General features: G+C 70.1%; 23 protein-coding genes. 13 read left to right on the top strand and 10 right to left on the bottom strand.

Going from position 1 to position 26,731, the window contains the following annotated elements:
• Positions 1 to 22 precede the first annotated feature (22 nt).
• Together AB0B90_RS21780 and AB0B90_RS21785 are read left to right on the top strand one after the other, a co-directional pair.
• The gene (locus AB0B90_RS21780) at positions 23 to 628 is read left to right on the top strand and encodes a TetR/AcrR family transcriptional regulator (RefSeq protein WP_350947969.1); all 606 of its coding nucleotides are present in this window, start codon (positions 23 to 25) and stop codon (positions 626 to 628) included.
• 38 nt (positions 629 to 666) lie between these two features.
• Positions 667 to 1,200, top strand: coding sequence for a DUF4245 domain-containing protein (locus AB0B90_RS21785; protein WP_350947968.1), 534 nt, complete (start codon positions 667 to 669; stop codon positions 1,198 to 1,200).
• Between the two features lie 212 nt (positions 1,201 to 1,412).
• On the opposite strand, the gene AB0B90_RS21790 is transcribed toward AB0B90_RS21785, so the two are convergent.
• The 6 genes from AB0B90_RS21790 to AB0B90_RS21815 form a co-directional block, all read right to left on the bottom strand.
• The gene (locus AB0B90_RS21790; RefSeq protein WP_362924326.1) at positions 1,413 to 2,996 is read right to left on the bottom strand and encodes a CotH kinase family protein; all 1,584 of its coding nucleotides are present in this window, start codon (positions 2,994 to 2,996) and stop codon (positions 1,413 to 1,415) included.
• Between the two features lie 9 nt (positions 2,997 to 3,005).
• Positions 3,006 to 3,683, bottom strand: a complete 678-nt coding sequence (locus AB0B90_RS21795; protein WP_350947966.1) for a DUF4956 domain-containing protein — start codon at positions 3,681 to 3,683, stop codon at positions 3,006 to 3,008.
• A 6-nt stretch (positions 3,684 to 3,689) separates the two neighbouring features.
• Positions 3,690 to 4,601 (bottom strand): polyphosphate polymerase domain-containing protein, encoded by a 912-nt coding sequence (locus tag AB0B90_RS21800; RefSeq protein WP_362924328.1) that lies wholly within the window; start codon positions 4,599 to 4,601, stop codon positions 3,690 to 3,692.
• A 92-nt stretch (positions 4,602 to 4,693) separates the two neighbouring features.
• Complete coding sequence (locus AB0B90_RS21805; protein ID WP_362924330.1) at positions 4,694 to 6,154, bottom strand: ATP-binding protein; 1,461 nt, start codon at positions 6,152 to 6,154, stop codon at positions 4,694 to 4,696.
• Entirely contained in the window at positions 6,151 to 6,852 is a 702-nt protein-coding gene (locus AB0B90_RS21810; protein WP_350947963.1) for a response regulator transcription factor, read from the bottom strand. The genes AB0B90_RS21805 and AB0B90_RS21810 overlap by 4 nt, the downstream gene beginning before the upstream one ends.
• 184 nt (positions 6,853 to 7,036) lie before the next feature.
• Entirely contained in the window at positions 7,037 to 7,267 is a 231-nt protein-coding gene (locus AB0B90_RS21815) for an exodeoxyribonuclease VII small subunit (protein ID WP_350947962.1), read from the bottom strand.
• Positions 7,268 to 7,404: 137 nt separating this feature from the next.
• Here AB0B90_RS21815 and AB0B90_RS21820 point away from each other — a divergent pair, with 137 nt between their 5' ends.
• Entirely contained in the window at positions 7,405 to 7,875 is a 471-nt protein-coding gene (locus AB0B90_RS21820) for a GNAT family N-acetyltransferase (protein WP_362924332.1), read from the top strand.
• On the opposite strand, the gene xseA is transcribed toward AB0B90_RS21820, so the two are convergent.
• Positions 7,853 to 9,061, bottom strand: a complete 1,209-nt coding sequence (gene xseA, locus AB0B90_RS21825; protein WP_350947960.1) for an exodeoxyribonuclease VII large subunit — start codon at positions 9,059 to 9,061, stop codon at positions 7,853 to 7,855. The genes AB0B90_RS21820 and xseA overlap by 23 nt on opposite strands.
• Before the next feature lie 27 nt (positions 9,062 to 9,088).
• Entirely contained in the window at positions 9,089 to 10,492 is a 1,404-nt protein-coding gene (locus AB0B90_RS21830; RefSeq protein ID WP_350947959.1) for a hypothetical protein, read from the bottom strand.
• 112 nt (positions 10,493 to 10,604) lie between these two features.
• Here AB0B90_RS21830 and AB0B90_RS21835 point away from each other — a divergent pair, with 112 nt between their 5' ends.
• Positions 10,605 to 11,573: a 4-hydroxy-3-methylbut-2-enyl diphosphate reductase gene (locus AB0B90_RS21835; protein ID WP_350947958.1), complete on the top strand. Its 969-nt coding sequence runs from the start codon at positions 10,605 to 10,607 to the stop codon at positions 11,571 to 11,573.
• A gap of 176 nt (positions 11,574 to 11,749) precedes the next feature.
• Here the strand turns inward: AB0B90_RS21835 and AB0B90_RS21840 are convergent, their stop codons facing one another.
• Positions 11,750 to 12,295, bottom strand: coding sequence for a DUF6542 domain-containing protein (locus tag AB0B90_RS21840; protein ID WP_362924335.1), 546 nt, complete (start codon positions 12,293 to 12,295; stop codon positions 11,750 to 11,752).
• A gap of 138 nt (positions 12,296 to 12,433) precedes the next feature.
• A complete protein-coding gene (gene rmuC / locus AB0B90_RS21845) occupies positions 12,434 to 13,738 on the bottom strand; it encodes a DNA recombination protein RmuC (RefSeq protein ID WP_350947985.1) in 1,305 nt (434 codons plus the stop codon).
• A gap of 197 nt (positions 13,739 to 13,935) precedes the next feature.
• Here rmuC and ychF point away from each other — a divergent pair, with 197 nt between their 5' ends.
• From ychF to AB0B90_RS21890, 9 genes are all read left to right on the top strand, one after another.
• A complete protein-coding gene (gene ychF / locus AB0B90_RS21850; protein WP_350947956.1) occupies positions 13,936 to 15,024 on the top strand; it encodes a redox-regulated ATPase YchF in 1,089 nt (362 codons plus the stop codon).
• A 415-nt stretch (positions 15,025 to 15,439) separates the two neighbouring features.
• Positions 15,440 to 16,468, top strand: coding sequence for a conjugal transfer protein (locus AB0B90_RS21855; RefSeq protein ID WP_350947955.1), 1,029 nt, complete (start codon positions 15,440 to 15,442; stop codon positions 16,466 to 16,468).
• A 150-nt stretch (positions 16,469 to 16,618) separates the two neighbouring features.
• Positions 16,619 to 16,894 (top strand): hypothetical protein, encoded by a 276-nt coding sequence (locus AB0B90_RS21860; RefSeq protein WP_037970213.1) that lies wholly within the window; start codon positions 16,619 to 16,621, stop codon positions 16,892 to 16,894.
• Positions 16,895 to 16,941: 47 nt separating this feature from the next.
• Positions 16,942 to 19,674, top strand: a complete 2,733-nt coding sequence (locus AB0B90_RS21865) for a TcpE family conjugal transfer membrane protein (RefSeq protein WP_362924337.1) — start codon at positions 16,942 to 16,944, stop codon at positions 19,672 to 19,674.
• Between the two features lie 23 nt (positions 19,675 to 19,697).
• Positions 19,698 to 19,835 (top strand): hypothetical protein, encoded by a 138-nt coding sequence (locus tag AB0B90_RS21870; protein WP_350947953.1) that lies wholly within the window; start codon positions 19,698 to 19,700, stop codon positions 19,833 to 19,835.
• A complete protein-coding gene (locus AB0B90_RS21875; protein ID WP_350947952.1) occupies positions 19,832 to 22,324 on the top strand; it encodes an ATP-binding protein in 2,493 nt (830 codons plus the stop codon). The genes AB0B90_RS21870 and AB0B90_RS21875 overlap by 4 nt, the downstream gene beginning before the upstream one ends.
• Entirely contained in the window at positions 22,321 to 24,873 is a 2,553-nt protein-coding gene (locus AB0B90_RS21880; protein WP_362924340.1) for a type IV secretion system protein, read from the top strand. Before AB0B90_RS21875 ends, AB0B90_RS21880 begins: the two co-directional genes overlap by 4 nt.
• Positions 24,874 to 24,875: 2 nt before the next feature.
• A complete protein-coding gene (locus tag AB0B90_RS21885) occupies positions 24,876 to 25,544 on the top strand; it encodes a hypothetical protein (RefSeq protein WP_350947950.1) in 669 nt (222 codons plus the stop codon).
• 76 nt (positions 25,545 to 25,620) lie between these two features.
• Positions 25,621 to 26,724, top strand: coding sequence for a bifunctional lytic transglycosylase/C40 family peptidase (locus AB0B90_RS21890; RefSeq protein ID WP_362924343.1), 1,104 nt, complete (start codon positions 25,621 to 25,623; stop codon positions 26,722 to 26,724).
• Positions 26,725 to 26,731: the final 7 nt, after the last annotated feature.

A 26,731-nucleotide genomic window follows, 5' to 3' on the forward strand; every position in this document is an offset into this window, starting at 1 on the left:
GGCGGAGGATAATGTGCCCACCATGAGCAGCGACACGGAACGGCTGGTGAAAGGCGCGGGCGGGCGGACATCCGAGCGGGGTGCCGCCACGCGCGTCGCGCTCCTGTCCGCCGCGAGGGAGATCTTCGTCACAAGCGGTTTCGCCGAGACCGGGGTCACCGACGTGGTCGCCCGCGCGGGAGCGAGTGTCGGAAGTCTTTACCATCATTTCTCCGGCAAAGCCGATCTCTATCTCACGCTCTTCGAGGAGTTCCAGACCCGTCAGACCCAGCGGACCAAGCAGGCGGTCCAGGACGCCAGGGCGGAGGGTGAGGGCGACCCGATGCGCCTGTTCATCGCCGGGGCTCGCGCCTACCTGGAGGGATGCCTGGCCGAGCGGGAGGTCTCCGCGCTCTTCCTGCGCGGCGACGGGCCGCCCGGGTTCGAGGTGATCATGCGCGACCGGCTCCGGCAGTGGGCCAAGCGCAACGCCGCCCTGTTCGAGGGCGACGAGGGGGCACTGGTCGTCGTCCTCACCGGCGCGCTCGCCGCCGCCGTCTCCGAGGTCGCCCTCTCCGACGACGAGGACGCCTCCCGGGCACTCGTCGAGGACGTGCTGACCATCATCGCCCAGATCCACCGCCCCTGAGAGCCGACCGCCCACCCGAACGGATAGTGTCGACAGTCGTGCGAAAGTTCACCCAGGGCTTCTACGGCTACGTGTTCGCGATGGCGGTCTGTCTGGCCGCCGTCGGCCTGTTCCTGCTGGTCACGCCGCAAAGCAGGACCGAGCACATCCCCAGGGTCGACTACTCGATCGCCCTCGCCGACCTGCGCCGTACGGCGCCCTTCCTGGTGTGGGCCCCCGAACCCGTCGCCGCCGGATGGGTCCCGAACAGCTCCAAGAACACGAGCGCGAACGGTGTCACGACCTGGAGGCTCGGGTTCGCCACCGCGAAGCGCTTCCACGCGATGCTCGCCCAGAGCGACGAGAAGCCCGAGGCCGAGTTCGCGAACCGGCTCTCCAACACCTCCACGGTCACCGGCACCGTCCAGATCAACGGCGTCACCTGGGAGCAGCGCGTCCGTGAGGACAAGAACCAGCGCTCCCTCGTACGGTTCCTGCCGGACGTCACGATCGTCGTCACCGGCACCGCCCCGTGGGACGAGCTGTCCACCCTGGCCGGGTCCCTCAAACAACTGCCGAGAAACACCTCCTAGAGAGCCGGTCATGTGGCCGTCAGGCGGGCCGGTGCCGGCCACGGGTCATGTGCGTGATCGTTGGTTGTCACGCACCTGACCTGCGTGGTCCGTAAAAGGGTGATGGGGTGGCTCCTCCGGCGGGACGGTCTGTCGGAGAACGGTTGAGCCGCGGTCGCTCCTGGTTTTCGGTCCAGACCCCCGTGTCGGGAACCCAGGCGATCACAAGGGCGCTACGTGCCGCTGATCGCCTTGTCGGACCGCAGCGTCTGAGTGCGGGTGGTCAGGAACGTGCGCAGCTTCTCCGCCTCGGTGTCGGCCTTGGCGGTGTCGGCGTTCTCGTTCAGCTTGTAGGACGTGACAAGATCGTCGAGCAGGCCGGACGCGGTGCCGTTGCCGAGCAGTTCGGTGTACAGAGCGCGATACTGCTCCTGGTAGATCTTCTTGAAGGCGGCGTTCTTGAGGAACTTCTCCTTCAGAGGATGGCCCAAGCGCATCATGCCGCCGCCTTCTGCACCTTGCGGACGCTCCGGCCGGCCATTCCGGGGTGGGGTGGCACTCTGAGACGGCTGGTTCTGCCGACCTTGCTGGTTCTGTTGCCCTTGCTGGGGGAGTCTTCGGCCGCCGCCCATCGAGATCGTGTCGTTCACACCACTCTTGGCGTTACCGTTGAAGGCGAAGTTGAGGTCCCAGGTGATGACTTTGAACTTCTTGGTGTCCAGGTCGTACCACAGGTAGTAGTTGCGTCCGGGCCCAGCCATGTCGTCGAAGTTGACCATGAGGTTCTGCAGGACCAGATAACGGGCGAACGACTCCACGTCCAAACGCTCGCCCAGGCCTGAGGTGAATTCGGCGTCGGAAGCCTCGTTCACCCATTTGACCAGATCGATGACCGGCTGCAGATCCTGGACGCCGACCTTGTTGATCTGCTTGAAGTCGTTGGTGTACCCGGTCTGGTCCTCGCCCTTGTAAGTGAAGGAGCCGCTGGCCAACGACTTGTACAGCACGCCTTCGCCGAGGTTTTCCGCATAGCCCTCGTCGAGGTATTCCACGATCAGGCGCGGTGTCGAGGTGCGGCCGTTGACGGTGAAGGCGCTGTGGATGGAGCGCTGGGTAGGCTCACCGGAGGCGCCGACCAGTGCGATGCCCAGTGCCTCGTTCAGCATCGTCGTCGAGCCCATCGCGGCCGGCCGTACCGCCACCTGGTTGTGCCCCTGGTAGCGGCGGCCCTCCACAAACTCGTCGAAGCTGATCAGCCACGGCAGGTTCTCAGGCTCCTCGCCCTTCAAGGACGCGCCGAACCCACCACCTCTGGGCTGGTCGCCATTTGGCTCACCGCCTTCGGGTGGTTGGAAGCCCTCGGGTGGTTGGAAGCCCTCCGGCATACCTCCGCGTCGTTGCCCGCCGCCAGGCATGCTCCGTTGCCTGGACTGTCCCTTCCAGGTCAGCCCGGCCAGAGTGGAGTTGCCCTTGAGCCGGATGCCCACGCTGGGGACGCGGGTGCCGTCGATGGTCAGATCGGCTTCGACATACTTCTTGTCGCCGTCCTTGAAGTACTCGTTCAGCATGTCCTCATAGGCCGCGTCGGTGAAGGTGATCTTCACCTCGTGCGCCACGGAGGTGTCGAAGAGCTCCTTGGTGCCGGTCACGTTCGTGATGACGGTCTCGGCCGTGGCGGTCTGGGAGACGGTGACGTAGGGGCGGATCATCCCGCTGCCGAGTACGCCCCAGCACAGGGCGAGGAACGCCGCGCACAGCGTGACCAGCTTCCAGTTGTGTCGGAGTTTGACCGGAATGCGATGCTTGAGCTGCGCCATGGTGCCGGCCTACAGGTCGCTCTGGTCGTATCCGGTCAAGATGGTGACCGGCTGGCCGTGGTTGCGCTCGCGCAGCGCGGCCATCACGTCGGCAGGCTCGCTGCCCTTTTTGATCTTCACGGTGTACATCAGCTCCGTCAGTGCGCCACCTCGGATCGACTCCATGCTGACCAGCTCGAACTCCTCGGTGTGCCGGATGAGCACATCCTGGATGACCGCGGTGTAGTCCTCATCCGTGGGAACCTGCACCTTGACCACCTGCCGCCGTACGTTGAGCTGGAACCAGTTGAACCGGTGCATGACCATGATGATCAGCGAGATCGCCACGGCGGCGACGATGGCCAGCAGGTAGAAGCGGGTACCGACGGCCATCCCGATGCCCATGACGAGGAAGATGAACCCGACGTCACGCGTCTCCTTGATGGCGTTACGGAACCGCACCACCGAGAGCGCGCCGACCAGGGCGAAGGCGCGGGCGATGTTCGAGCCGACGACCAGCATGATCAGCGAGATCAGCATGCCCAGGATGACCAGCGTCTGCACGTAGGACTGGCTGTAGGACACGTTGCGGTGCGTGGCCCGGTACACCCAGCCGATCATCGCGCTGAGCACGAACGACAGCGACATCGCGATCGCGATGTCGGCCACGCTGAACGTGCCGGACAGGTCCTGGAACGAGAAGTCCATGGGGAGTCATGCCTCCGAGAGAACGGCCGGCTGATGGCGGCCGAGATCGAGATCGTGGTCGGGAATGTGAAAGACCGAGCGGGGGGCGAGTCCATGCGCCTCCACGCTCTGGCAGTACTTGGAGACCCGGACCACCTGCAGGTTCCGTTTGGCGGTCAGGTCGGTCAGCCAGTACGGCACGCGCTCGTTGGCCTTGACCTCGACGATGGACATGTGGGCGGGGACGATGAGCCTGTTCTCGGCGTCGGCGCCCAGGTGGAAGTCGCGGTCACGGCCCCGGACGCGGTTGTCGAAGGTGACGCGCAGGCCCACGTCGGCGTCGCGGCCCACGTAGGCGTGCCGGGTGTAACCGGTCATCGCGACAGCCCGCAGGTCCAGACGCAAGGAGAGGTCGAGCACCTCCTGCAGGAACGCGCGCTGGGACGGCTCGTGCTCGACCATCTGGCGGCCGTCACACAGGCGCAGCGCGTCCCTGTAGGGCAGGCTCACCCGTCGCTTCTGCGTGACCCGGTTGACCCGCTGCTTGATCTCGACGAACACCGGAGTGTCGTCCCGCAGGGTGAACCGGTCGCCGTAGTGGCGCACCCGCAGTTTCCTGCGGAACCTCAGCCCTTCGATCTTCTCCCAGTAAAAGCGCAACTGCCGGGTGTCGTAGTAGACGCTCCAGATGCCGTACCCCTCCTGGCCGCTGTGACGGTCGCGATCCAGGCGCTGCTCGATCTCTTTCCTGAGCGTGACCGCCTCCGAGGTCTCCACGAGGTACTTGATCTCGTACCGGTTGAAGGCGTGCAGCCTGCTCGGTGCCCGCAGCCGGTGACCCCGATCGTCGGCCGGATCACCGGCTGGTTCGGCGCCGGATGTGCTTCGATCGCTGTCGCGAGCCACGGAGACGGCTGGTTTGCGGAATCTTGCCAGCATGTTTCTCCTTTCGTCAGCGCACATCTGACAGCACCAAGCTGGGAACAGTGTGTGAACCGCATCCGACGAGAAGGTGAACCGCCTGTGGACGTTCAGCTGTCCTGGGGCTGCTCCAGCGGGAGAAGCACGCGGAAGGTGGTGCCGCGGCCAGGTGTGCTGGTCACCTCGATCCGGCCGTCGTGCGCCTGCACGAGCGCGGCGGTTATGGCCAGGCCCAGCCCTGTCCCGCCGCTGTCGCGGGAGCGGTCCGGATCGGCACGGTAGAAGCGGTCGAACAGGTATGGCAGATGCTCGGGGGCGATGCCCTGCCCCTCGTCTCGCACTTCGAGTAGTGCGGCTCCGCGGTGGGGGGCGGGACCGGTACCGGCGTGCACGACACCGGGGGTGAGAACCCCGGCAACCGCTCGCGGAGCGACGGTGAGGCTGATCCCGGTGCCGGAAGAGGTGTGCTGGATGGCGTTGCCGACCAGATTGGCGATGACCTGATGCAGGCGGCGCTCGTCACCGCGCACGAAGACCGGCCCGTCGGAGATGATCAGTTGGATCGGCCGTTCGCGATCGCGAGCGCGAGCGGCGTGCACCACGTCTCCGGCCAGCACGTGCAGGTCCACGACGCTGGGCTCCATCGCGGGCTCCTGGTCCAGCCTGGCCAGCAGCAGCATGTCCTCCACCAGGACGCCCATGCGCTCGGCCTCGGCCTCGATTCTGCGCAGCAGCCGCTCGGTCACCGGATCCCCGGCGTCCTGGCCGTGATGGTAGAGCTCGGCGAAGCCCCTGATGGAGGTGAGCGGGGTACGCAGTTCGTGCGAGGCGTCGGCGACGAAGTGCCGCAATCGCCGTTCTGAGCGCTCGGACTCGTTGAGTGCGGTGGCCAGGCGCTCCAGCATGGTGTTCAGCGCGCCGCCGAGACGGCCTGTCTCGGTGTCGGGGTCGGTGTCGCCGACCCTGCGGTGGATGTCTCCGCCTGCGATGGCCTCGGCGGTCTGCTCCATGCGGGTCAGCGGTCGCAGGCCCAGCCGCACCACGGCGAAGGCGAGCGTGCCGAGCAGCAGTAACACCAGGCTGCCCGCCACCGCCTCGATGACCAGGATCTGGTGCACGGTCGCCCGGTTGGGCTCCAGCGACATCGACACGGTCAGCCTGGTGCCGTCGGGCAGGCTCCTCACCAGCAGTCGCCACTCACCCGTCCCCGTGGCGGGCACGGTGATGGGGCCTCGCGGGACGGTGGCTATCGCCGCGGCGGGGACGATCGGTCCGTCGCCGTTCTCCGCGGGCAGGCTGCGCAGCAGAGTCCCCGAAGGGGAGTAAAAGGCGATCTTGAACTGTGTGGGGATCTGAACGGGCTGCCCCCTGTCCGCCGGGGGTGGGGGCGGAGGCAGGAGCGGGCGCCGGCCGAAGGTGACAGCCGTCTCGGTCAGCTGGGCGTCCACCCTGGACAACAGCGAACGCTCCAGCAGCAGTACGCTCGCGGTGGCGAACACCGTCAGCCCGGCCGCGCACAGACCGAGCAGCGCGGCCAGCAGTCGATGCCGCAGGGGCCAGGTCCGTCTCACGAGAACCTCTGCAACCGGTAGCCGACGCCACGCAACGTGTGGATCAGCGGCGGGCCGTCAGCGTCGATCTTCCGCCGCAGGTAACTGATGTAGGACTCCACGATCCTGCTTTCGCCGTCGAAGGCGTGGTCCCACACGCGATCGAGGATCTGCGCCTTGCTGACCACCCGCTCGGCGTTGATCATCAGGTAGCGCAGCAGGCTGAACTCCGTCGGAGACAGGTGGATCGCCCGGCCCGCCCGCCGTACGGTGTGTGCCTGCTCGTCGAGTTCCAGGTCGGCGTAGCGCAGCACGCCGTCGTCGACCTGCTCCTGCGCGGGCCGCGCCCTGCGCATGATCGCCCGCAGCCGCAGGAGCACCTCCTCCAGACTGAAAGGTTTGGTCACATAGTCGTCACCACCGGCGGTCAGCCCCGCGATCCGGTCGGACACCGCGTCCTTGGCGGTCAGAAAGAGCAGCATGGGGCTGTCACCGGCCTCGTGGAGCCTGCGCGCGACCGTGAACCCATCCAGGCCGGGCATCATCACGTCCAGCACGACGATGTCGGGCCGCTCTCGGGCCACCGCCTCCAGTGCCTCGCGGCCGTCCGCGACGGTCCGTACGGCGAAGCCGTTCAGTTCCAGGGCCTCGGACAGCAGTTCGCGAATGTTCGGTTCGTCGTCGACGACCAGCACCTTCGCGACGGGTTGTTCGTTCACCGCATCGTTCTACTCGCTCTCTATGAGAGAAAGATTGGGAACGGCCGGTCGAGTAGGGATGGCTCTGTCCAACGGCGCGGACATCCGGAGCAGGGCGGCGACGTGATTCCAAAACGATCGATGATCGTGGGCGGTGATGCCGTTGGAAACGCCCGCTCCGACGTCAGCCGGTCGCCGAGGGGACTCAGAAGGGCGTCTCCCCGGCCGGGTCGGGTTGCCGCCGCTGGGCCATCGCGGCCGCGAGCCTCACCCGGGCGCCCTGGAGCCACTCCTCGCAGATCGCGGCCAGCTTCTCGCCGCGCTCCCAGAGCTCGATCGACTGTTCCAGGGTGAGCCCGCCCGCCTCGAGACTGCGGACCACCTCGGTCAGCTCCTCGCGCGCCTGCTCGTACGACGGTCTCTTCTCATCGGCCACGAACCCACCTTAGATCGTCGCGCCCATCCGGTGACGCCGTGCCGTGCCGGGAGTCAACGCCGGCCCGCGAGGGCCGACCGGCGCCGGCGGGCTCCCCTCCCGCCTCGCCGGTGCCGTACGGCTGGAAGAATGCCGAGGTGAACGTTCGTGACGCGGCCGTCGGCGACATTCCCGAGCTGGTGCGCCTCCGTGAGATCCTGGCCGACCGGATGGCGATGGACGGCCACCTCCCCATCGAGGAGGAGTGGCAGCACGCCTACGCCGAGAGCCTCCGGGAGCGGCTGGGCAGCTCCGACACCGCCGTCTACGTGGTGGACTCCCCCCACAGGGGGCTGGCGGCCTGCGGGATCGGCCTCATCTTCGACCGCTTTCCCGGCCCCAGCCTTCCCGACGGCCGCTACGGCTACGTCCAGGGCATGACCACCGATCCCCGCCACCGGCGCAGGGGGCACGGCCGGGCGATCATGGGAGCCCTCCTGGAGTGGTACCGCGACAGCGGGGTCCGCAGGGTCGACCTGCACGCGACCTCCGACGCCGAGCCCCTCTACCGGCAGCTCGGCTTCGTCGACGACGGCTACCCCTCGCTCACCTGGCGGGATCGCTCCTGACCCGGACCCGGTCGTCGGGGAAGCGCACCGTGAGCTCGTCACCGGGGGAGACCTCGCTCGCGAGCCGTACGACCTCGCCCGAGGGGCGCTGCACGATCGCGTAACCGCGTTCCAGCGTGGCGGCGGGAGACAGCGAGACCAGGCGGGCACGCAGGTGCTCCAGCGAGTCGGAGGCACGGTCCAGGGAGGCGGTGAGGGACCGCCTCGCCCGATCCCTGAGCTGCTCGGCCTGCTCGGCCCTGCGTTCGACCTCGCGCACCGGGTCGGCGAGAGAGGGGCGGGAGCGGGCCGCCGCGAGCCAGGCCGTCTCGCGGTCGAGCCAGCCGCCCGCCACCCTGCGACCCCGGTCGCGGAGCTGGCGGATCAGCGTCATCTGCTCGCCGACGTCCGGCACGACCTTCTTCGCGGCGTCCGTCGGGGTGGACGCGCGCACGTCGGCGACCAGGTCGAGCAGCGGATTGTCCTGCTCGTGGCCGATCGCGCTCACCACGGGCGTACGGCAGGCCGCCACCGCCCGCACGAGGGCCTCGTCGGAGAAGGGCAGCAGGTCCTCCATCGACCCGCCGCCCCGCGCGACCACGATGACGTCGACCTCGGCGTCGGCGTCGAACTTGCGCAGCGCCTCGACGACCTCACCGACCGCGTACGGCCCCTGCACGGCCACCGGCTCGACCTTGAACCGCACGGCGGGCCAGCGGCGCCGGGAGTTTTCCAGCACGTCGCGCTCGGCGGCCGAGTCGCGGCCGCAGATCAGCCCGACCGTGCCCGGCAGGAACGGCAGCCGCCGCTTCCTGTCGACGCCGAAAAGCCCCTCCGAGGCGAGCAGCCGGCGCAGCCGCTCAAGCCGCGCCAGCAGCTCACCCACCCCGACCGGCCGCATCTCCAGCGCGGTGAACGCGAACGAGCCCTTGTTGACCCAGAAGTCGGGCTTCAGGTGGGCCACGATCCTCGCGCCGTCGACCGGCCGGGGGACGGTCGCCTCGTAGACACCGCGCGGGCAGGTGATCCGGGCCGACACGTTGGCCACCGGGTCGCGCAACGTCAGGAACACCGTGCCGCCGCGGGCGGTCAGCTCGGTGATCTGCCCCTCGACCCAGACGGTGCCGAGCTTGCCGATCCAGCCGCCGACCATCTGCAACACCGTGCGAACCGGTAGAGGCTGCTCAGGGGTGGTGTTCGAGCTCATGGCCGGGAGCCTACGCGCCGGAGGCGACTATTCCGCGGCCGCCAGCTTGGCCAGGCGGTTCTCGTACATCCGCACGACGACCTCGCGGTCCGCGGTGGCCCGCTCGTAGGCGAGCAGCTCCCGGATCTGCTCGGAGGTCCTGCCGCGCATCCGCGCACGCAGGGACGCGACCGTCAGTTCCGCGTAGCCGGGAAGAGGCTCGGCGGGCGTGGCGGTTTCCGAGGAGGACTCCGCCGCCGTGGTCGTCGTCCTCGGGGAGGGGCCGGCCGCGTCGGCGGCCTCGGGGGCCGCGACCCTGGTCCCGGTCACCTCGACCACCGCGGCGTCCGCGGTCTCGGGCTTCGCGGTGTCGACCTCGGTCACCTCGACCTTCACCACCGCGGGGGCCTCCGCCTCGGCCGCGGAAGTCGTGGCGCTCGTCAGGGTGCCGCTCTCGGCGCGCTCGGCCACGGTGTCCGCAGGGGCGGCCTTGGCGGTCGTCTTGCGGGTCCTGGTCGTCCTGGTCGTCCTGGCCTTCGGGGCGGTGGCCTCGACGGCCTCGGGGGCTGCGGTTGCGGCTTCGGCGGCTGGGGCGTCGGCGGCCTTGGCCCGGGTGGCCCTGGGCTTCCTGGCGGGGGTCTCGGTGACCGCGTCCGCCTCCGCCGCCGGAGTCTCCGCGCCCTTGACCTCGGGGGCCTCGGGGGTCTTGGGTGCCTTGGCGGTCTTGGGAGCCGAGGTCTTGGAGGTCTTGGCGGCCTTGGGAGTCTCGGCGACGGCCGGGGACGCCGAGACTTCCGGGGCGGCCGGTGCTTCCGTGGCCTTCACCTCGGCGGTGTCCGAGGGCTCCGTGGCGACGACCTCGGCGGGCTTCGCCGGGGCGGCCTCAGGCTCCGGAGCCGGGGTGCTCTCGGACTGCGGAGCCGGGGTGCTCTCAGGCTCCGGAGTCGAGGCGGGGGCCTCGGTGGTTCCGGCGGCGGCAGGGGTGTCGACGGCCTCGGGAGCCTTGGCCTCCGGGGCGTCGCCGGCCTCTGCCCTGACCTCGGGGACCTCGGGGACCTCGGGGACCTTGACCTCGGGCGAGGCGGGCGTCGCGGTGTCGGGCTTGGTGGGGCTGAAGATGACGGGGTCGGGGGTGGTCTTCGTCCCGTTGCGCTCGCCGGAGGGAGCGCTCGCGGCCTTCTCCGGACGCGGCGCGAAGATGACGGGCTCGCGACGGGTGGGCTTCCCCGCCTGCTCCGTGCTCTCCTCGCCGCTCTTCGCCGGCTGGTCGCCGATCGTCCCGGTGGGTTCCTCGGCGGTCTCGCCCTGGCCCGAGGTTCCCTTGAACCTGGTCCGGACGCGGTCGCCGAGGAGCAGGGCCTGGCCGACCCCGCTCAGTGCGCTCTGCAGCATGTGCAGCGGCAGGTCTTTTGCCTTTTGTGTGACATTGCGAATCATGTCGGGGACTGACATATCGTCTCCCTGGGAGGTCTGTATCGAGAAGGCTAGTGTGACAAGACTTGTGCCGCATGAGCTTGTGGGACGTATGGGCAGTCTCGCGGGCGTGTCCACGTAGCATATGAGCATGACTTCAGACACCCCCGCGACCCGACGCGTACTAGTGGCGAAGCCCCGTGGTTACTGCGCGGGGGTCGATCGTGCGGTCCAGGCCGTGGAGAAGGCGCTGGAGCAGTACGGCGCCCCGATCTACGTACGTAAGCAGATCGTCCACAACACCCACGTGGTCAAGACGCTGGAGCAGCGCGGGGCGATCTTCGTCGAGGAGACCGAGCAGGTGCCCGAGGGCGCGATCGTCGTCTTCTCCGCCCACGGCGTCTCTCCCGCGGTCCATCAGGAGGCCGCGGACCGCAGCCTCAAGACGATCGACGCCACCTGCCCCCTGGTGACCAAGGTGCACAACGAGGCCAAGCGTTTCGCCTCCCAGGACTACGACATCCTCCTCATCGGTCACGAGGGCCACGAGGAGGTCGAGGGCACCGCGGGCGAGGCGCCCGACCACGTCCAGCTCGTCGACGGCCTGCACTCGGTCGACACCCTGCAGGTCAAGGATCCCGATCGGCTGGTCTGGCTGTCGCAGACCACGCTGTCGGTGGACGAGACGACCGAGACGGTCTCCCGGCTCAAGGAGCGCTTCCCCAACCTGATCGACCCTCCGAGCGACGACATCTGCTACGCCACCCAGAACCGCCAGGTCGCGGTCAAGGAGATCGCCGCCCAGGCCCAGCTGGTCATCGTCGTCGGCTCCGAGAACTCCTCCAACTCCAAGCGGCTCGTCGAGGTCGCCCTCGACCACGGGGCCGACGCCTCCTATCTGGTCGACGACGCCTCGCTCATCGACGACGCCTGGTTCGACGGCGTCACCACGGTCGGCGTGTCGAGTGGTGCCTCGGTGCCCGAGGAGCTCGTCGCCGAGGTCCTGGCCCGTCTCGCCCGAAACGGGTTCGGGGACGTGGAGGAGGTCGAGTCCGTCCGCGAGAGCGTGCGCTTCGCCCTCCCGCACGAGCTGCGCAGGGACCTGCGCGCCACGGTCTGACGTCGGGTCGTCCGCCCACGGGGTCGAAGTCCCTCGGCGAGAGCGTGCGCTTCGCGCTCTCGCACGAGGACCACTGTCACGCTCCGGCCGGCCGATCTTTCATGTGCGGCCCTGGCCCGGCGGCTTTCTCCGCGATCCGGGAGATCCCGTCACGGACGAAACCCCGCGCCCGGCCGCTACTGCCCCTCGCGGGGGGTGCCGTACACCCTGGGCTCGAAGTATCCCTCGGGCTCGGGGGCGAAGGCCCTGCCGTCGCCGTCGCCGTCGCCGCCGTCGCCGCTCCTGGGGCGGGGCACCGAGGCCTTGGAGGCCCTGAGCTCCTCGCGCAGCTCTCGGACGCAGCGGGTCAGCCCCCGGCGCCAGGCGATGACCAGCACCAGGAACGAACCGCCGAACAGCCACGGGGCCCCCTGCGACAGCGCGGTGTACATGCCCAGGCCGAAGGCCTGCACGGGCGTGGACGCGAACAGGGATCGGATCGCCTCGACGAACGCGGTGGTCACGAAGAAGAGCAGGGGCGGGGACACCACCAGCGACAGCAGGTCCCTGCGGTTCACCAGCGACGCGGCGGCGACGCAACCGGCGACGAACGTCGCCCCGGTCAGCGCCGCCACCCCGGTCAGCGCCTGCAGCACGCCGCCCACCAGCGTGGACGCCAGCACGAAGGCCAGTGCGCCCCGAACGGTCAGCCGGATGCCCGAGGCCCGGTCAAGCTCACTCATGCGATCACCCCGCCGACCGGCTGCACGCCGCCTCGCTCGTCCACCACTCGCCCCCTGACCTTGACCACCGCGGCCCCCCGGCGCCGTCGCCCTCGCTATCTCCAGTGTCCGGCCGCAGGAGCCCCCGAGGGAACAGTTTCAGGGCAGGTCGTTGGTCAACCTACCGTTCAGGCGGGATACGAGAGGCGGGCTTGGCTCCTCTCGCGCCAGGAGTTCGGGTGAGGTCAGGGCGCGCGGCAGGTCCTCGACCGCCTGCGGCGTGTCCAGGTCGCTCTCGACCAGCCCCAGGTCGTTCAGCTTGCGGGCGCTCACCAGCACCCGGGTCTCCAGCGAGCCGACCGTCCTGTTGTACGACTCCACGGCCCGGCTCAGCGAGCGGCCCAGGGCGTCGACGTTGCGCCCCATGCTGCCCAGCCGCTCGTACAGCTCCTTGCCGACCTCGAAGATCGCCCGTGCGTTCTCGCCGAGCGCGGCCTGCTGCCAGGCGTACTGCGCGGTGCGGAGCATGGTGATGAGCGTGGTCGGCGTGGCGATGTGGACCCGCCGTCGCATGGCGTACTCCAGCAGGGCGGGGTCGCGTTCCAGCGCGGGGGCGAGGAACGCCTCGCCGGGAATGAACAGCACCATGAACTCCGGCGCCGGACTGAACGCCTGCCAGTAGGGCTTCGAGGCCAGCCGGTCGACGTGGTCGCGCACGTGCCGGGTGTGGGCGTCGAGCCGGGCCGACCGATGGTCGGGGTCGGCCGACTCGGCGGCCTCCAGGTAGGCGGAGAGCGAGACCTTGGAGTCGATCACGATGTTCTTGCCGCCGGCGAGCCGCACGATCATGTCGGGTCGCAGGACGCCGTCCGGCGTGGTGACGCTCACCTGCTCGTCGAAGTCGCAGAACCGCTGCATGCCGGCGATCTCGGCGACCCTGCGGAGCTGGAGCTCGCCCCACCTGCCCCTCGCCTCGGGCCGCTGCAGGGCCCGTACCAGCGAGTTCGTCTGGGCGCGGAGCTGCTCGTTGCTCTCGCGGACGATGTCGATGTGCTTGGCCAGCTCGGCGTGGGCGGCCCGCTGGCCCGCCTGGGTGTCGCGCAGCTGCGTCTCGACGCGGGCCAGGGTGTCCTTCAGCGGCTCGATCAGGTGCTCGACGGCCTGCTTGCGCTGCTCCAGCTCCCCGGCGGCCTCGGCCCGGCTGGCGGCGAGCCTCGTCTCCGCCAGCTCCAGGAACCGCAGGTTGTTGACGTCCAGCGCCCGGCTCGACAGGGCCTGGAACCGTTCGGAGAGCTGTTCCTCGATGTAGACGACCTTCTCCTCGGCGATCTTCGCGCGGGCCTCGGCGTCGGCGAGGCGGGCCATGACGTCGGCGGCTCCCGAGGAGGAACGCGCCCGGCCCAGCAGGAAGCCGATCGCGAGTCCCGCGGCGAGGCCCACCGCGAGCTGGAAGGAGAGAGCCATGACATCCACCCCGGCATGATTCCAGGCTCGGCCGCTTCCGGCGGTTCCGACACGCTCCCCGGCCCGGAACGGCTCGGTTCGCGCCCCATGAGCGTGCCGCGAGCGTCCCGTGAGTGACCCGCGAGCGTCCCGTGATTCGTACCTGTGACCTGCCCGTGGCGGGTAGCAGTGGGTCATTCCGCGTAAACTCGGCTCACGTGAGCCTGAGCATCGGCATCGTCGGATTGCCCAACGTCGGCAAGTCAACGCTTTTCAACGCGCTGACGAAGACCGCCAACGCCCTGGCGGCGAACTATCCGTTCGCCACCATCGAGCCCAACGTGGGCATCGTCGGCGTTCCCGACCCGCGTCTTGAAAAGCTGGCCGAGATCTTCGGGTCGGCGAAGATCCTGCCGGCGAAGGTCGAGTTCGTCGACATCGCCGGCCTGGTCCGCGGCGCCTCCGAGGGACAGGGGCGAGGCAACCAGTTCCTCGCCAACATTCGTGAGACCGACGCGATCTGCCAGGTCATCCGGGTCTTCAACGACCCCGACGTGACCCACGTGGACGGCGGCGTCGCCCCCGGGCGCGACATCGAGACGATCAACACCGAGCTGATCCTCGCCGACCTGCAGACCCTGGAGAAGGCGATTCCCCGCCTCCAGAAGGAGTCCAGGACCAACAAGGACCGCAAGGCCGCGCTGGAGGCGGCGGAGGCGGCGTTCAAGCTCCTCGACGGTGGCACCACCCTGTACGCCGGGGCCAAGGGCGCGGGCATCGACCCCAAGGACCTGCGCGAGCTGCACCTGCTCACGGCCAAGCCGTTCCTGTACGTCTTCAACCTCGACGCCGACGAGCTGGTGGACGAGAAGCTCAGGGCGCAGCTGTCGGCGCTCGTCGCACCGGCCGAGGCCGTCTTCCTCGACGCGAAGATCGAGTCCGAGCTCGTCGAGCTCGACGACGCCGAGGCGCTGGAGCTCCTGCAGTCCGTCGGCCAGGAGGAGTCGGGCCTCACCCAGCTCGCCAGGGTGGGCTTCGAGACCCTGGGCCTGCAGACCTACCTGACCGCGGGTCCCAAGGAGACCAGGGCCTGGACGATCCGCAAGGGCGCCACCGCCCCCGAGGCTGCCGGGGTGATCCACACCGACTTCCAGCGCGGTTTCATCAAGGCGGAGATCGTCTCCTTCGACGAGCTCGTGGAGACCGGTTCCATCGCCGCCGCCCGCCAGGCGGGCAAGGCCCGCATCGAGGGCAAGGACTACGTCATGCGCGACGGCGACGTGGTGGAGTTCCGCTTCAACGTCTGACCGAACGTCGTCTTCGCGGCTCGCCGTCCGTCTCGGGGTGGGCGGGGTCTTCTCGCGAGGGCAGCGGGTGGTGCGGAGGTGTATTTCGAGAGGTTGTGACCCCAGGTGACGTATTTCGTGTTAAATGCGCAGGTCGCGACAGTCAGGGGGCTGTCCGGTTAGCAATGGGTGGCGTTTGAGTAATCACCCCACGCGCTGGCCAGGGGGAATGCGCTTTTCCCCGACCATAGGCCGCATCGGCGCCCTCGTCGAGGTTCCAGACCCGGTTTGCTCAGTCATCATGATGCCTGCAGCATAGGCGTGGCTTTCCTGGAAGAATCGGCGGGGCGGCTAGAGTAAGTGCGTCACCATGGCCAACGGGATCGTCAACAATACGACACCGCACCGGCCGAGGATTGACGCGAGCGGAGGCGTGATGGCTCGAAGGTCGACAGTCCAGCGTGATCCCCGGATCGCTGGCGACCCTGAGCTGTCGTCATATCCGGACTTCCCCGACGATCCCGATCTCGACCGCGCTCCGGCGCGCGGGCGGGGCGTGCCGCGCGGACGCTGGTCCGGTGGAGGCGGCCGCTGGCTGGTGTGGACCGGCCGCGCCGTGCTCTGGGCGCTGATCGTCGTCATCGTCGTGAACGGGGTCCGCGCGCCCTTCGAGCGCTTCACCCAGCAGAACGCACCCGTGGGCGCGGCGCCCGTCGAGGGAAACGGGTTCCCGACGGTCCAGGCCTCCGCCTTCGCGGCCCAGTTCGCCGGGGTCTATCTGAACTTCGACGGGGCCCGCCTCGCGGAGAGGGAGTCGAGGCTCGCCCCCTACCTGCCGGAGGGCGTCGAAGGACAGTTCGGCTGGGACGGTTTCGGCAGGATGGTCGCTGGAGCGGTGCAACCGTACGGGATCGAGGTCGTCGACGCCGACAACGCCGTCGTCACCGTGGCCTACCAGTCGGAGGACCGCCGCCAGCTCCTGTCCGTGCCCGTCTACCGCGACCGGGCCGCGGAGAGGTTCGTCGTCGCCGGCCGTCCGGCCATCCTGCCCGCCCCGAGGGCCGCCGCCCTGCCGCCCAAGGCCGCACCCGAGCGCGACCGCGCCGTGGAGCAGGAGCTGCGCACCACGCTGGAAGACTTCTTCAAGGCCTACGCCGGTGACACCACCTCGCTGCAGCAGTACGCCGACGCCGGGGTCACCCTGCAGGGGTTCGGGGGGGCGTTCACCTTCCTGCAGCTCAAGGACCTCTCCGTGCCCGTCGGCGGGGGGGCGACCCGCGAGGTGACCGCGACGGTCACGTGGGGCGTGCCGTCGAAGGCGGCCCCGTCCACCGACCCCGAGCCCGCCGATCCCGGCCAAATGGGAGGCAAGCTGGAGCAGTCCTACTTGCTCACCATGGTCGAGCAGGGCGACAAGTGGTTCGTCAAGGACATCCGCGGCGCATACCGATCTGTGGCGGGGTAAGCATGATCGAATGGTGCCGATCCACGGTGAGCAGACCCCCCCTGATCGATGAGCCGTCGGTCCGGGTCCCGGCGCACACGCGCCGAGGACTCTTAGCCGCTTGGCGGGCACGATCGTGAGTACGGAGGACAAGAAGTGATTCTCAAGACCATGCTGCTGAGCGCCATGGAGTTCGCTCAGCCCACAGCACCTCCGGCGGGCGTCAACACCGAGGGTCTCGCCGACTTCCTCCGCAGCTTCTTCGCGCCGCTCTTCCTGGTCATCGTCTCGGTGGTGGCCCTCTTCTTCCTCTTCACCCGTGAGATCACCAGATTCGTCCAGTTCATCATTCTGGCGATCGCGATCGGAGTGATCTTCTACGTTCCGAACATCATCGAGGTGACTGCCAAGGCGATCGCGGGCGCGCTGGGCATCTCGGGGGGTTGAGACCGGGTTCGAACGGTCAAACAAGGAGAGGCGGAGAGGAGGATCACGTGGATCTGCCCACGTACACCAATATCTGGAGGATCGAGAAGCGGCTCTACAAGCTGTACGACCTACGGCTGCCGATGCCGCTCCCGATCGTCTGGATCGGTGGGTTCGTGGGAGTGCTGGCCCCGTGGTCGCTGCTGCTCTACCTTCTCGGTCTGCCCTTCGCCGCTCCCTGGCACGTGCTCTATCTGGTGCCCCCCGGTGTCGTCACCTGGCTCTCCACCCGGCCGGTGATCGAGAGCAAGAGGCTCACCGAGCTGCTCCAGTCGCAGGTGCGCTACGTGGGAGAGCCGCGCACCTGGTGCAGGATGGCCCCCCTCTCCGAACCCGCCGAGGTCACGCTGACCGGCCGGATCTGGCGGGCCGCGCCGCAGTACACGGCCGTCAGGGTCAAGGCGTCGCGCAAGGCCCGGCACGCCCAGGCCAAGCGCGCCGCCGCCCGCCGCGAGGTGCGTCCCGCCGTGGCCGCGGCCGCGGCGGCCGCCGCCACCGCGCCCGTCGCCAGGACCGAGGTTCACGCGCTTCGCCAAGGTGTCGCCCCGGCCCTTGGTCAGGCTGCGGGCATCGGTCAGACCCCGGCCCTCGGTCAGGGCCCGGCCGCCGAGACCTCCCGGGGCGTCGAGACCTCCTGGGCCGTCGAGGCCCCCCCGGTCGCCGTCCCCGCGATCCCCGCCGTTCTTCCCGGGCCCGCAGCGCCGCCCGGGCCCGCTGCGTCGTCGGTGCCGTCCCTGCCCGTCGTGACTCCGGTGCCCGAGCCCGTCGCGTTCGCCGAGGCGGCCGAGGCCGTCGAGTCCGCGCCGGGCACGCCGATCCTCGGCCCCGCCTCGCGACCGCCCGCGGACCATTCCCGGGGACCTTCCGAGGAGCGGGCCGACCGCACTCCGCCGGCCGGATCCGCGGCCGAGGGGAACGCGGACGATTCGAGGGACGAGACCCCGGCGGCGTCCGGCGCGTCCGCGGCTCCGCCCGCTCCGATCGGCACCGAGGCGCTGCGGCGGCTGCGCAGGCTCGCGGCCTCCGCGGAGGCCGAGCGCGCCGCCGCGGCCCCCGCCTCGCCCGTCGTGCCCCCACCACCGGCCGTACCTTCCGCCCCGGCCATACCGGTCACGCCTCCCGCGGCGGTCACGCCGCCCTCCGAGGTGATCGTGCCTTTCACGCCGGTCGAGCGACCGAACACGCCGGTCGAGCGTCCCGACGCGCCGGCCGAGCGCCCCGAGGTGATCGCGCCCGCGGCGTCCTTCGAGACCGACGCTCCCGCCTCGAAACCCTCCGAGGAACGACGCGAGGCGCCGGCCGTGCCGCAGCCCTCGGCACCCAGGGCGCCACGGGAGGAGACCTCCGCCCCGGCCCGTGCGGTGTCCGCCGAGAGGCCGGCCGTCGTGCCCGACCCCGTCAGGAGGCCCTCGGAGCCCGCCGCCCCCTCCTTCGTACCGAGGTTCGTCGGACCGGTGCCGGTCGGGCGCCGCGCCGAGGCGGCCGAACTCCCGCAGACCGGACAGAGCGGGCAGGACAAGCGGGACGGATCGGACGAGGAGAGCGCACGGCGTCAACACCGCAAGGGGCAGCCCACGCCGATCGGGCGCGCGGCGGAGACGGCGGAGGCACCGAGGGCACCGAGGGCGTCGAAGGCATGGCCGCCGGAGCGGCCCGCGAGTGCGCAGGCGGGTCCCGGCGCTCCGGCGGGCACCGGCGTCCAGGGTGGCGGCATGTCGATCCGCGCGGTTCCCTCGGGGCCCGACACGGCGGATCCGGTCGCCCCCGCGGTACCGGTGACCGGTCCCGCACGTGGCGAGGCCGAGACCAGGGTCCGCCGGGTCGAGTCGGTGGTCGGCCGTGACTCCTCCGGCGGCTGGCGGCGGCTGGCCCAGGTGGTGATCGGACCCGGTGGTGGCCGTACGGACGGCTCGGAGATCGACGAGGCGCGGGCCAGGGCGGTGTTCAGCGGCAGTCGCCGGGTGGTGGTCCTGGGATGCACCGGCGGCGCCGGGCAGACCACGACCGCGCTCATGCTCGGCCACACCCTCGCCCGCTACCGCGAGGACCGGATTCTCGCGGTCGACGCCAGCACCGGCTCCCACGCCCTGTCCAGCCGGATCCAGGGCGAGTCGCCGGAGACCCTGACCTCCCTGCTCTCCGGGCTCGACAGCGTCCAGGGATATCTCGGCATGCGCGCCTACACCAGCCGCTGCGCCTCGGGGCTGGAGGTCCTCGCCGGAGACAGCGACGCCGGTGCCGAGCAACGCCTGTCCGACCGGACGCTCTTCTCCGACCGGCGGCTCGGCCAGACGATGGACATGCTCGACCGGCACTACAAGGTCGTCGTGATGGACCCGGCCGCGGCTCTGGCCGCGCGGGTCCTCCCCTACGCCGACCAGCTCGTCCTCGTCGTCCCGGCGAGCGAGGACGGGCCGGACGCGGTGGCGATGACCTACGAGTGGCTCGACGGGCACGGTTGCTCCGACCTTCGCCATCGGGCGGTCATGGTGGTCAACGGGGTGAGCCGCCGCAGCATGGCCGACGTGGAGCAGGCGGAGGCGGTCGCGCGGGGCAGGTGCCGGGCGATCGTCCGGGTGCCCTGGGAGGACGCCCTGGCCCCCGGCAGGGCCGATCGGGTGGAACCGTCCCACCTGCGGGCGCCGGGCCGCCGGGCGTATCTCGCCCTGGCCGGTGTCGTCGTGGCGGGCTTCGGAACGGTTCAGGCGGGTCGACCCAGCGAGGAGGAACTAGCCCAGTGATCCCCCGGGCGCGAGGAGATGCGGTGAGCGGGCGAGACGAGGTGCGGGTGGTGAGCGGGCAGGCCGGGGTCCGGATGAGCGGACGCCGTGGGATCCGGATCGGCGAGGGGTCCGGAGGCCGCGGAGCCAGGGCCACGCGCGCGATGGAGGAGGGGTCGTGAGCCGTGCCTCCCAGGCGCGCAGCCGCCTCGCCGTCCGATACTTCGACGATCGGATTTTGCTGACCGACTCGTCGGTCTGGGCCTATTTCAGGCTTCCCACCGTGAGCTACGAGTTCATCACCCCCGAGGAGCGGGAGGCGCTCGCCACCAACATCACGATCGCGCTCGCCGCCATCCGCATGCCCGACGCCGAGGTCCACCTGCGGGTGGCGCACCGCACCTACCCCGCCGCCGAGTGGGCGATGGCGCTGAACGCCACCTCCGACGAGGGGCCGGGCTGGCGCGACTACCTGGAGGACATGTATCGCCACGTCTGGGCCAAGGACTTCTGGACCAAGGAGGTCTATCTCGGCGTGCGGCTCGGCACGCGCGGGCGGCAGCTGGGCACCGGGGTCCTCTCGCAGCTCTTCGGTTTCTACCAGCGCAGTGAGAAGGCCCTGGGCATCGAGGACGACCACGTCCCCAAGGCGGAGATCGCCAAGTGGTCCGAGCAGGCGGAGCGGCTGGGCAGGGCGCTGTCCGCGAGCGCGCTGTACGCCAGGCACGCCACCTCCGTCGAGCTCGCCTGGCTGTTCCAGCACGCCACGACCGGTTCCCTCGGCGACCCCCCGGCCTCGGCGAGTCCCAAGCGCCGCTGGGGGCAGGGGGAGATCGAGTCCCTCGTCGAGGGGCAGATCCACAACGGCAGGGCGCTGCTGCGGATCGAGCAGCCGCAGGGCGACTCCTACGTCGCGCACATGTCCTTCGCCCGCTTCCCCGACCTCATGCCCTTCCCCGACGGCGAGCCCTGGATGCACTTCGCCGACCAGCTGCCCTTCCCGGTGGAGATCAGTTCGAGGATGCGGCTGATCCCGCCGGTCAAGGCGAGCAAGGACGTCGCGCGCAAGCTCGCCCACGCCCGTGACATGGACATCCACATCCGTGAGGCGGGCGCCGAGGCGCCGCTCGCGCTCGCCGAGCAGATCGACGCGGCCAGGATGCTGGAGCACGGCATCACCAAGGAGCGTCTGCCGTTCGTGTACGGCTGGCACCGCCTGATCGTGTCGGCCCCGACCGAGGAGATCTGCGTGCAGCGGGTCGAGGCGGTCGTGGAGCACTACCGCGACATGGGCATCGACATCGTCAACTCCACCGGCGACCAGTTCTCGCTGTTCTGCGAGACGCTGCCGGGAGAGCGGGTCCGGGTGAACGCCTACGCGCAGCGGCAGCCGCTGCGCACCATCGCGGGCGGCATGGCCACCGCCACCGTCGACCTGGGCGACCGGACGGACGAGGGCGGCTCCGGCTGGATGGGCCCGTACGTCGGGGAGACCCTCGGCAGGGCGCGCAGCATCGTGCACTTCGACCCGCTGGTCGCGGCGACGCGCAACCGGCCGACGGCGATCGCCATCACCGGCGAGCCCGGCGGAGGCAAGACCACGCTCGCGCTGCTGATGATCTACCAGATGGCGTTGCGCGGGGTGACGGTCGCGGTGATCGACCCCAAGGGCGACGCCGAGTCGCTGGTGCAGCTGCTGCAGAAGCGGGGCAGGAAGGCGCGGATCATCCCGCTCGGCTCGGCGGCTCCCGGCCTGCTCGACCCGTTCTCGTTCGGTGACGACCTGGCGGCCAAGAAGACGATGGCCACCGAGACCCTGCGTCTGCTGCTGCCTCGCATGTCGGAGGAACGCGAGTCGGCGATGATCCAGGCGGTCGCCGCGGTCTCCAACGGCCAGGACCCGTCGCTGGGCAAGGTCGTCGACTTCCTTGAGCAGACCGAGGACGCCGCCTCCAAGAACCTGGGCGCGGTGCTCCGCTCCATGTCGGACATGCATCTGGCCAGGCTCTGCTTCGACCCCTCGGGCGGCGACCAGATCGACACCGAGGGCTGGACCACGGTCTTCACCCTGGGCGGTCTGACGCTGCCCGACGCCTCCACCGGCCGCGACGACTACTCCTACGAGCAGAGGCTGTCGGTGGCGCTGCTCTATCTCGTCGCGCAGTTCGCGCGGGGTCTGATGAACGGCCTGGACCGGCGGACGCCCAAGGCGATCTTCCTGGACGAGGCGTGGGCGATCACCTCCACCCCCGAGGGGGCCAAGCTGGTGCCCGAGGTCAGCCGGATGGGCCGCTCCCGCAACACGGCGCTGGTCCTGGTCTCGCAGAACGCCGGCGACCTGTTGAGCGAGCAGGTGACGAACTGCCTGTCGTCGGTCTTCGCCTTCCGCTCCACGGAGCGGGTCGAGGTGGAGCACGTGATGGCGCTGCTCGGGGTCGAGCCCTCCGAGGAGCACAAGGCGGTGCTGCGCTCACTCGGTAACGGCGAATGCGTCTTCCGGGATCTGGACGGTCGCGCGGGCCGTATCGGGGTGGACCTGATCTCGGACGAGCTGCTGCGTTGGCTCGACACGAATCCGACCCACGACAAACCCGACGAGAAAGTGCATGATCTTCCTGGGGGCGACAGAGTCGGTAGGCCGGGGGCTGCGGCGCTGGAGGTGCGGTCATGAAAGGCTCCCTTAAGGGATTCGAGGGCTTTCGCGGGAGACGGCCACTCGGAGGGCCGAAGGGTCTCCGAGGGCTCCGTGGCTTCCGCGAGCTCCGAGGGCTCCGTGGCATTCGCGGGCTTCGCGAGGTCCGAGGGCTTCGTGAGGCCCGAGGCACAACGGGCTCTCGCCCGGGTTCCCGCAGGGGACGGCTGGGCAGGCGGATCGCGATCGGGCTGGTCGTGCTCGCCGCCTTCCTCGCGCTGCCGCTGGCGTTCCCCGGCGACACGTCCACGGCCGTCGCCGCGGCTCCCTGTGACATGTCTCCCGACCTGTCACCCGACATCGTCGCCGGAGGCGTGGACGGCCTGATCCAGCCGCCGCTTCCCGACCCGCCCGCGACGGGCGCCCCCGCGGCACAGGCCCCGGCGGCGGCCCAGGGCAACTACGCGACGTACGGCATGAGCGGCCAGTTCTGGCACACCCACCTGCTCGGCTGCGACGACATCGCGGCCGTGATGGGCAACGCGATGGCGAACACGGTCTTCCTGTGGGCGAAGGCGCTGGACCGGTTGACCATCACGACCTACCAGGCGGCGGCCACCGAGGGCCCGCTGGAATCGATCAAGAACGTCGTCGACGACATCGTGGTCCGTCTGGCCGACGCCATGTACTGGCCGTACCTGCGGCCGCTGGTGATCCTCGGCGCCATCTGGCTCGCCTGGTACGGGCTGATCCGCAAACGCGCCACCACCACCGCCGAGGGCGTCATCTGGATGGTCCTCGCGGTCACGGTGGCCGTCTGGTTCTTCAGCCGCCCCGGCGACCTCACGGGCATGGGCAAGATCGTCACCGACAAGACCGGCGAGGTGGTCAACTCCGCCTTCGCCGGGCTGCCGGGCGCGGGCGGGACCTCCTGCCTGCCCGCACCGGGTGAGGCGAACCCGCAGGTTCAGGGCGGCGGATACGGGCAGAGCGGCGTGCCCGGCGTCGAGCAGAACGCCGACGCGCTCTGGTCCACACTGGTCTGCAAACCGTGGCTGATGGGCCAGTTCGGCACGGCCGACCCCGAGGCCCCCATCATCAAGATATTCGGCGCCAAGCTGCTGGAGATCCAGACGATCGACGCGACCGAGCTGAAGGCCCAGCAGGTGCCTGAAGCGGGCTCCCACCAGGCGCGATACGAGACGGAGATCGCCGACAAGCTGCAGAACACGCCGTACTTCCCCCTCTTCCAGGGCAAGGACTGGACGAACCGCCTGGGGGTCGCGATCGGCGCCTTCATGGCCGCGGTGGTCGCGGGACTGCTGATCTTCCTGGTGGCGGTCTCGCTGCTGGTGCTCAAGGTCGGGTTCCTGCTGCTGCTCATTCTCGCTCCGGTCTTCCTGCTGATCGGCGTCCATCCGGGATCCGGGCGGATCATCGCCATGCGCTGGGTGGAGATGCTGATCGGCACCCTGCTCAGACAGGCGGTGCTCGCCCTCGTCCTCGGCATACTCGTCTACGGCTACGCCCTGATCATCTCCACCGCGATGCCGTGGGGCATGCAGGTCATGTTCATGGCGATCCTCACGATCGCGGTGTTCTTCTACCGGAGGCCGTTCCAGCACCTGTTCTCGTCCATGGACGGGCACACGCTCACCACCCGGATGCTCGGCGACGCGGCGTCCGCGCCGACCCTGCAGCGGGCGGCGTCCGCGCTGCCGCCGGTCGCGGCGGTCAGGGCGGGCCGGTGGGGGATGCGCAAGGCCGAGCCGGTGCTGCAGGCGGCCGCGATGGTCGGCGGAGCCTCGGTCGGCGCGGCCGCGGCGGCAGCGGTCGCCCAGGGCAGGGTCCGTGGCGAGGAGGGCGGTGCCACGCCGAACACGCCGTCGGGCACCCGGGTGCCGACCGGCGCCCAACCGGCGCCCCTCGACACCGACGCCCAGGCCGCGGGCAGGCGCAAGGGCACCGGCAGACCGGTCACCGCGGCCCGCGCCGGCGCGGCGCCGCCGCTCAACCTCTCCGGAGCCGGTACGGGAGGCAGCGCGCCTCCGACCAGGTCCGGAGGATCCTCGGGACGCGGCTCGGGAGGGACGGGCTCCTCGGGAGGCTGGTTCGGCGGCCGTTCCGGCGGCTGGGCTCCGCAGGGAGGCTCGGGCGGCCGATCCTCTTCGGCGGGCAGGTCGTCGGGTTCCTCCGCCCCCGCGGTGCGGCCCTCGGCGCCCGCGCCCGGCAGGTCGTCCGGTTCCTCGGGCTCCTCGGGCGGCGGCGGTCGTTCCGGTGGGAGCATCTTCGGCGGCGGCGGTTCGTCCCGGGGGTCCTCGGGATCCGGCTCCTCGCGGGGCGGCTCGGGCTCGGGATCGCGTAACGGCGGAGGTTCCTCCCGCGGCTCCTCGGGGTCGGGAGGCTCGGGGTCGGGCGGAAGCATCTTCGGCGGCTCCCGGGGCTCCGGTGGCTCACGAAACCGCGACTCCGGAGGCAGGTCGTCCGAGGCGCCCCCGCTCTGGATCACCCGGCGGGTGGAGCGCGGCGGGGAGGCCGGTGAGCCGCCGCCGTTCTGGCTGCGTTCGTCCAACCGCGACAAGGACTGACCGTGGTCGAGGGAGGCAGTCGGCGGGGAGCCGTCTTCGCGGTGCTGGTCGTGATACTCGCCGTTGTCGGCGTCTACCTGACCATGTGGCCGGACACCAGTGAGGGGCCGGGGCAGCCGGCCGGTGTCACCCGTACGGTGGCGGCTGGGCAGGAGGCGGCGGAGGAGCCGGCCCGTCCGGCGGCGACGGCGAGTAACGCGCCCTTCGACGTCTACTCCTACCTGCCGATGACCAAGCAGGAGCTGGCCGCGGCGGCCGACTACGCGCAGCGTTTCACCGCCGAGTACGGCACGTTCAGCTACGACGAGGACCCGGCGGTCTACGGCGACCGCCTCAAGGGATACGTCACGGCGGAGTTCTCGGGGACGCTGCTGCGGACCGTCACCTCACCGGGCACCGTCGAGGCGAACAAGGCCGACGAGATCGTGTCGATCGGTACGGCGCGGGTCAAGGGGATCCGGCAGATCGACAGCGCCTCGGTGACCTTCGTGGTCGTCGGCACCCAGAACGTCACGGCGAGGAGCGGGGCGAACGAGCGGACCGCTGAGTACGCCGTCACGCTCATCCAGGCCGGCGCGGAATGGCGGGTCCACGATCTCCAGCCCGCGGACTCCGGCCAGGAGGGGGACGACCAGCCCGTCGAGAGCGGCGCCACCGGCGGGACCGGATGAGCGGCGGGATCGCGTACGGACGGGAGCGAGCGGGCGGGGCCGCGTACCGGCGGGATGAGATGGGCGGCGGGGTGGCATGAGGAACAACAAGCCCGTCCGCCTCGCGTTGATCCTCGGAGTCGCCGCGCTCTGCCTGATCACGCTGATCATGGCGCCGATGATGATGATCAGTGGGTTCCCCTCCTTCCCGTCGATCACCGGCGGGGCGGCGCAGCAGCCCGAGTGCGGAGAGGGCGACGGGGCGGCGGAGGACCAGTCGGAGACCGCGACGTCCGACATCCCCGAGGAGTATCTGAAGCTGTATCGCGAGCACGGCAAGAAGGTCGGCGTGCAGTGGAACGTGCTCGCCGGGGTCGGCAAGCGCGAGACCAACCACGGACGCTCCACGCTCCCCGGGGTGCGCAGCGGCACCAACTACGCGGGCGCGGCCGGGCCGATGCAGTTTCTCATCAGCACGTGGGGCGGCAAGGCCAAGATCAAGATCCCGTCCACGTTCAACGGCTACGCCTCCGACGGCGACGGAGACGGCTGGGCCGACGTGTACAACCCGGCGGACGCCATCCTAGGCGCGGCGAAGATGCTGAAGCGGAACGGCGCGCCGGAGGACGTGCGACGTTCGCTGTTCGTCTACAACCGCGCCTGGTGGTACGTCGACCAGGTGATGGAGATCGCCAAAAAGTACGCCAAGGACGGAGAGGTCACCGTACCGCCGGAGGCGGACGAAGACTGTGACGAGCCCATGCTGGAGGCGGCGCCGACGAGCACGGTGGCCGCGATCCTGGAGTACGCGCTCGCCCAGCGCGGCAAGCCCTACATCTGGGGCGGTACGGGTCCCGCGGGCTACGACTGCTCGGGGATCATCTACATGGCCTACCGGAGCGTCGGCCTGACCATCCCGCGCACCACGTTCGGCCAGTGGCCGTTCGGGGTGGAGGTTCCCGCGGGGGAGGAGCAGGCCGGAGACCTCGTCTTCTTCAACTCCGGTCCGGGAACGGGCCCGGACCGTCCCGGCCACGTGGGGCTGGTGGTCTCCCCGGGCAAGATGGTCGAGGCGAGGTGCCGGTTGTGCGGGCCGATCAAGGTCACCACCTACCGGGAGCGCACCGGGATCGTGGGGTTCACCCGGCCGCTGCGACACCCCCAGGTTCTCGCGCAACTCAAGACACGGGAGCAGGGCTGACAGAATC

It is taken from the genome of Streptosporangium sp. NPDC049078 (genome assembly GCF_040648855.1).
Classification (GTDB): domain Bacteria; phylum Actinomycetota; class Actinomycetes; order Streptosporangiales; family Streptosporangiaceae; genus Streptosporangium.

Bases quoted from the DNA above. Each gene is read 5' to 3' on its own strand.
- AB0B90_RS21780 (WP_350947969.1), top strand. From the start codon at position 23: ATGAGCAGCGACACGGAACGGCTGGTGAAAGGCGCGGGCGGGCGGACA.
- AB0B90_RS21790 (WP_362924326.1), bottom strand. From the start codon at position 2,996: ATGGCGCAGCTCAAGCATCGCATTCCGGTCAAACTCCGACACAACTGG.
- AB0B90_RS21795 (WP_350947966.1), bottom strand. From the start codon at position 3,683: ATGGACTTCTCGTTCCAGGACCTGTCCGGCACGTTCAGCGTGGCCGAC.
- AB0B90_RS21800 (WP_362924328.1), bottom strand. From the start codon at position 4,601: ATGCTGGCAAGATTCCGCAAACCAGCCGTCTCCGTGGCTCGCGACAGC.
- xseA (WP_350947960.1), bottom strand. From the start codon at position 9,061: ATGAGCTCGAACACCACCCCTGAGCAGCCTCTACCGGTTCGCACGGTG.
- AB0B90_RS21830 (WP_350947959.1), bottom strand. From the start codon at position 10,492: ATGTCAGTCCCCGACATGATTCGCAATGTCACACAAAAGGCAAAAGAC.
- AB0B90_RS21835 (WP_350947958.1), top strand. From the start codon at position 10,605: ATGACTTCAGACACCCCCGCGACCCGACGCGTACTAGTGGCGAAGCCC.
- AB0B90_RS21840 (WP_362924335.1), bottom strand. From the start codon at position 12,295: ATGAGTGAGCTTGACCGGGCCTCGGGCATCCGGCTGACCGTTCGGGGC.
- rmuC (WP_350947985.1), bottom strand. From the start codon at position 13,738: ATGGCTCTCTCCTTCCAGCTCGCGGTGGGCCTCGCCGCGGGACTCGCG.
- AB0B90_RS21855 (WP_350947955.1), top strand. From the start codon at position 15,440: ATGGCTCGAAGGTCGACAGTCCAGCGTGATCCCCGGATCGCTGGCGAC.
- AB0B90_RS21860 (WP_037970213.1), top strand. From the start codon at position 16,619: ATGCTGCTGAGCGCCATGGAGTTCGCTCAGCCCACAGCACCTCCGGCG.
- AB0B90_RS21880 (WP_362924340.1), top strand. From the start codon at position 22,321: ATGAAAGGCTCCCTTAAGGGATTCGAGGGCTTTCGCGGGAGACGGCCA.
- AB0B90_RS21890 (WP_362924343.1), top strand. From the start codon at position 25,621: ATGAGGAACAACAAGCCCGTCCGCCTCGCGTTGATCCTCGGAGTCGCC.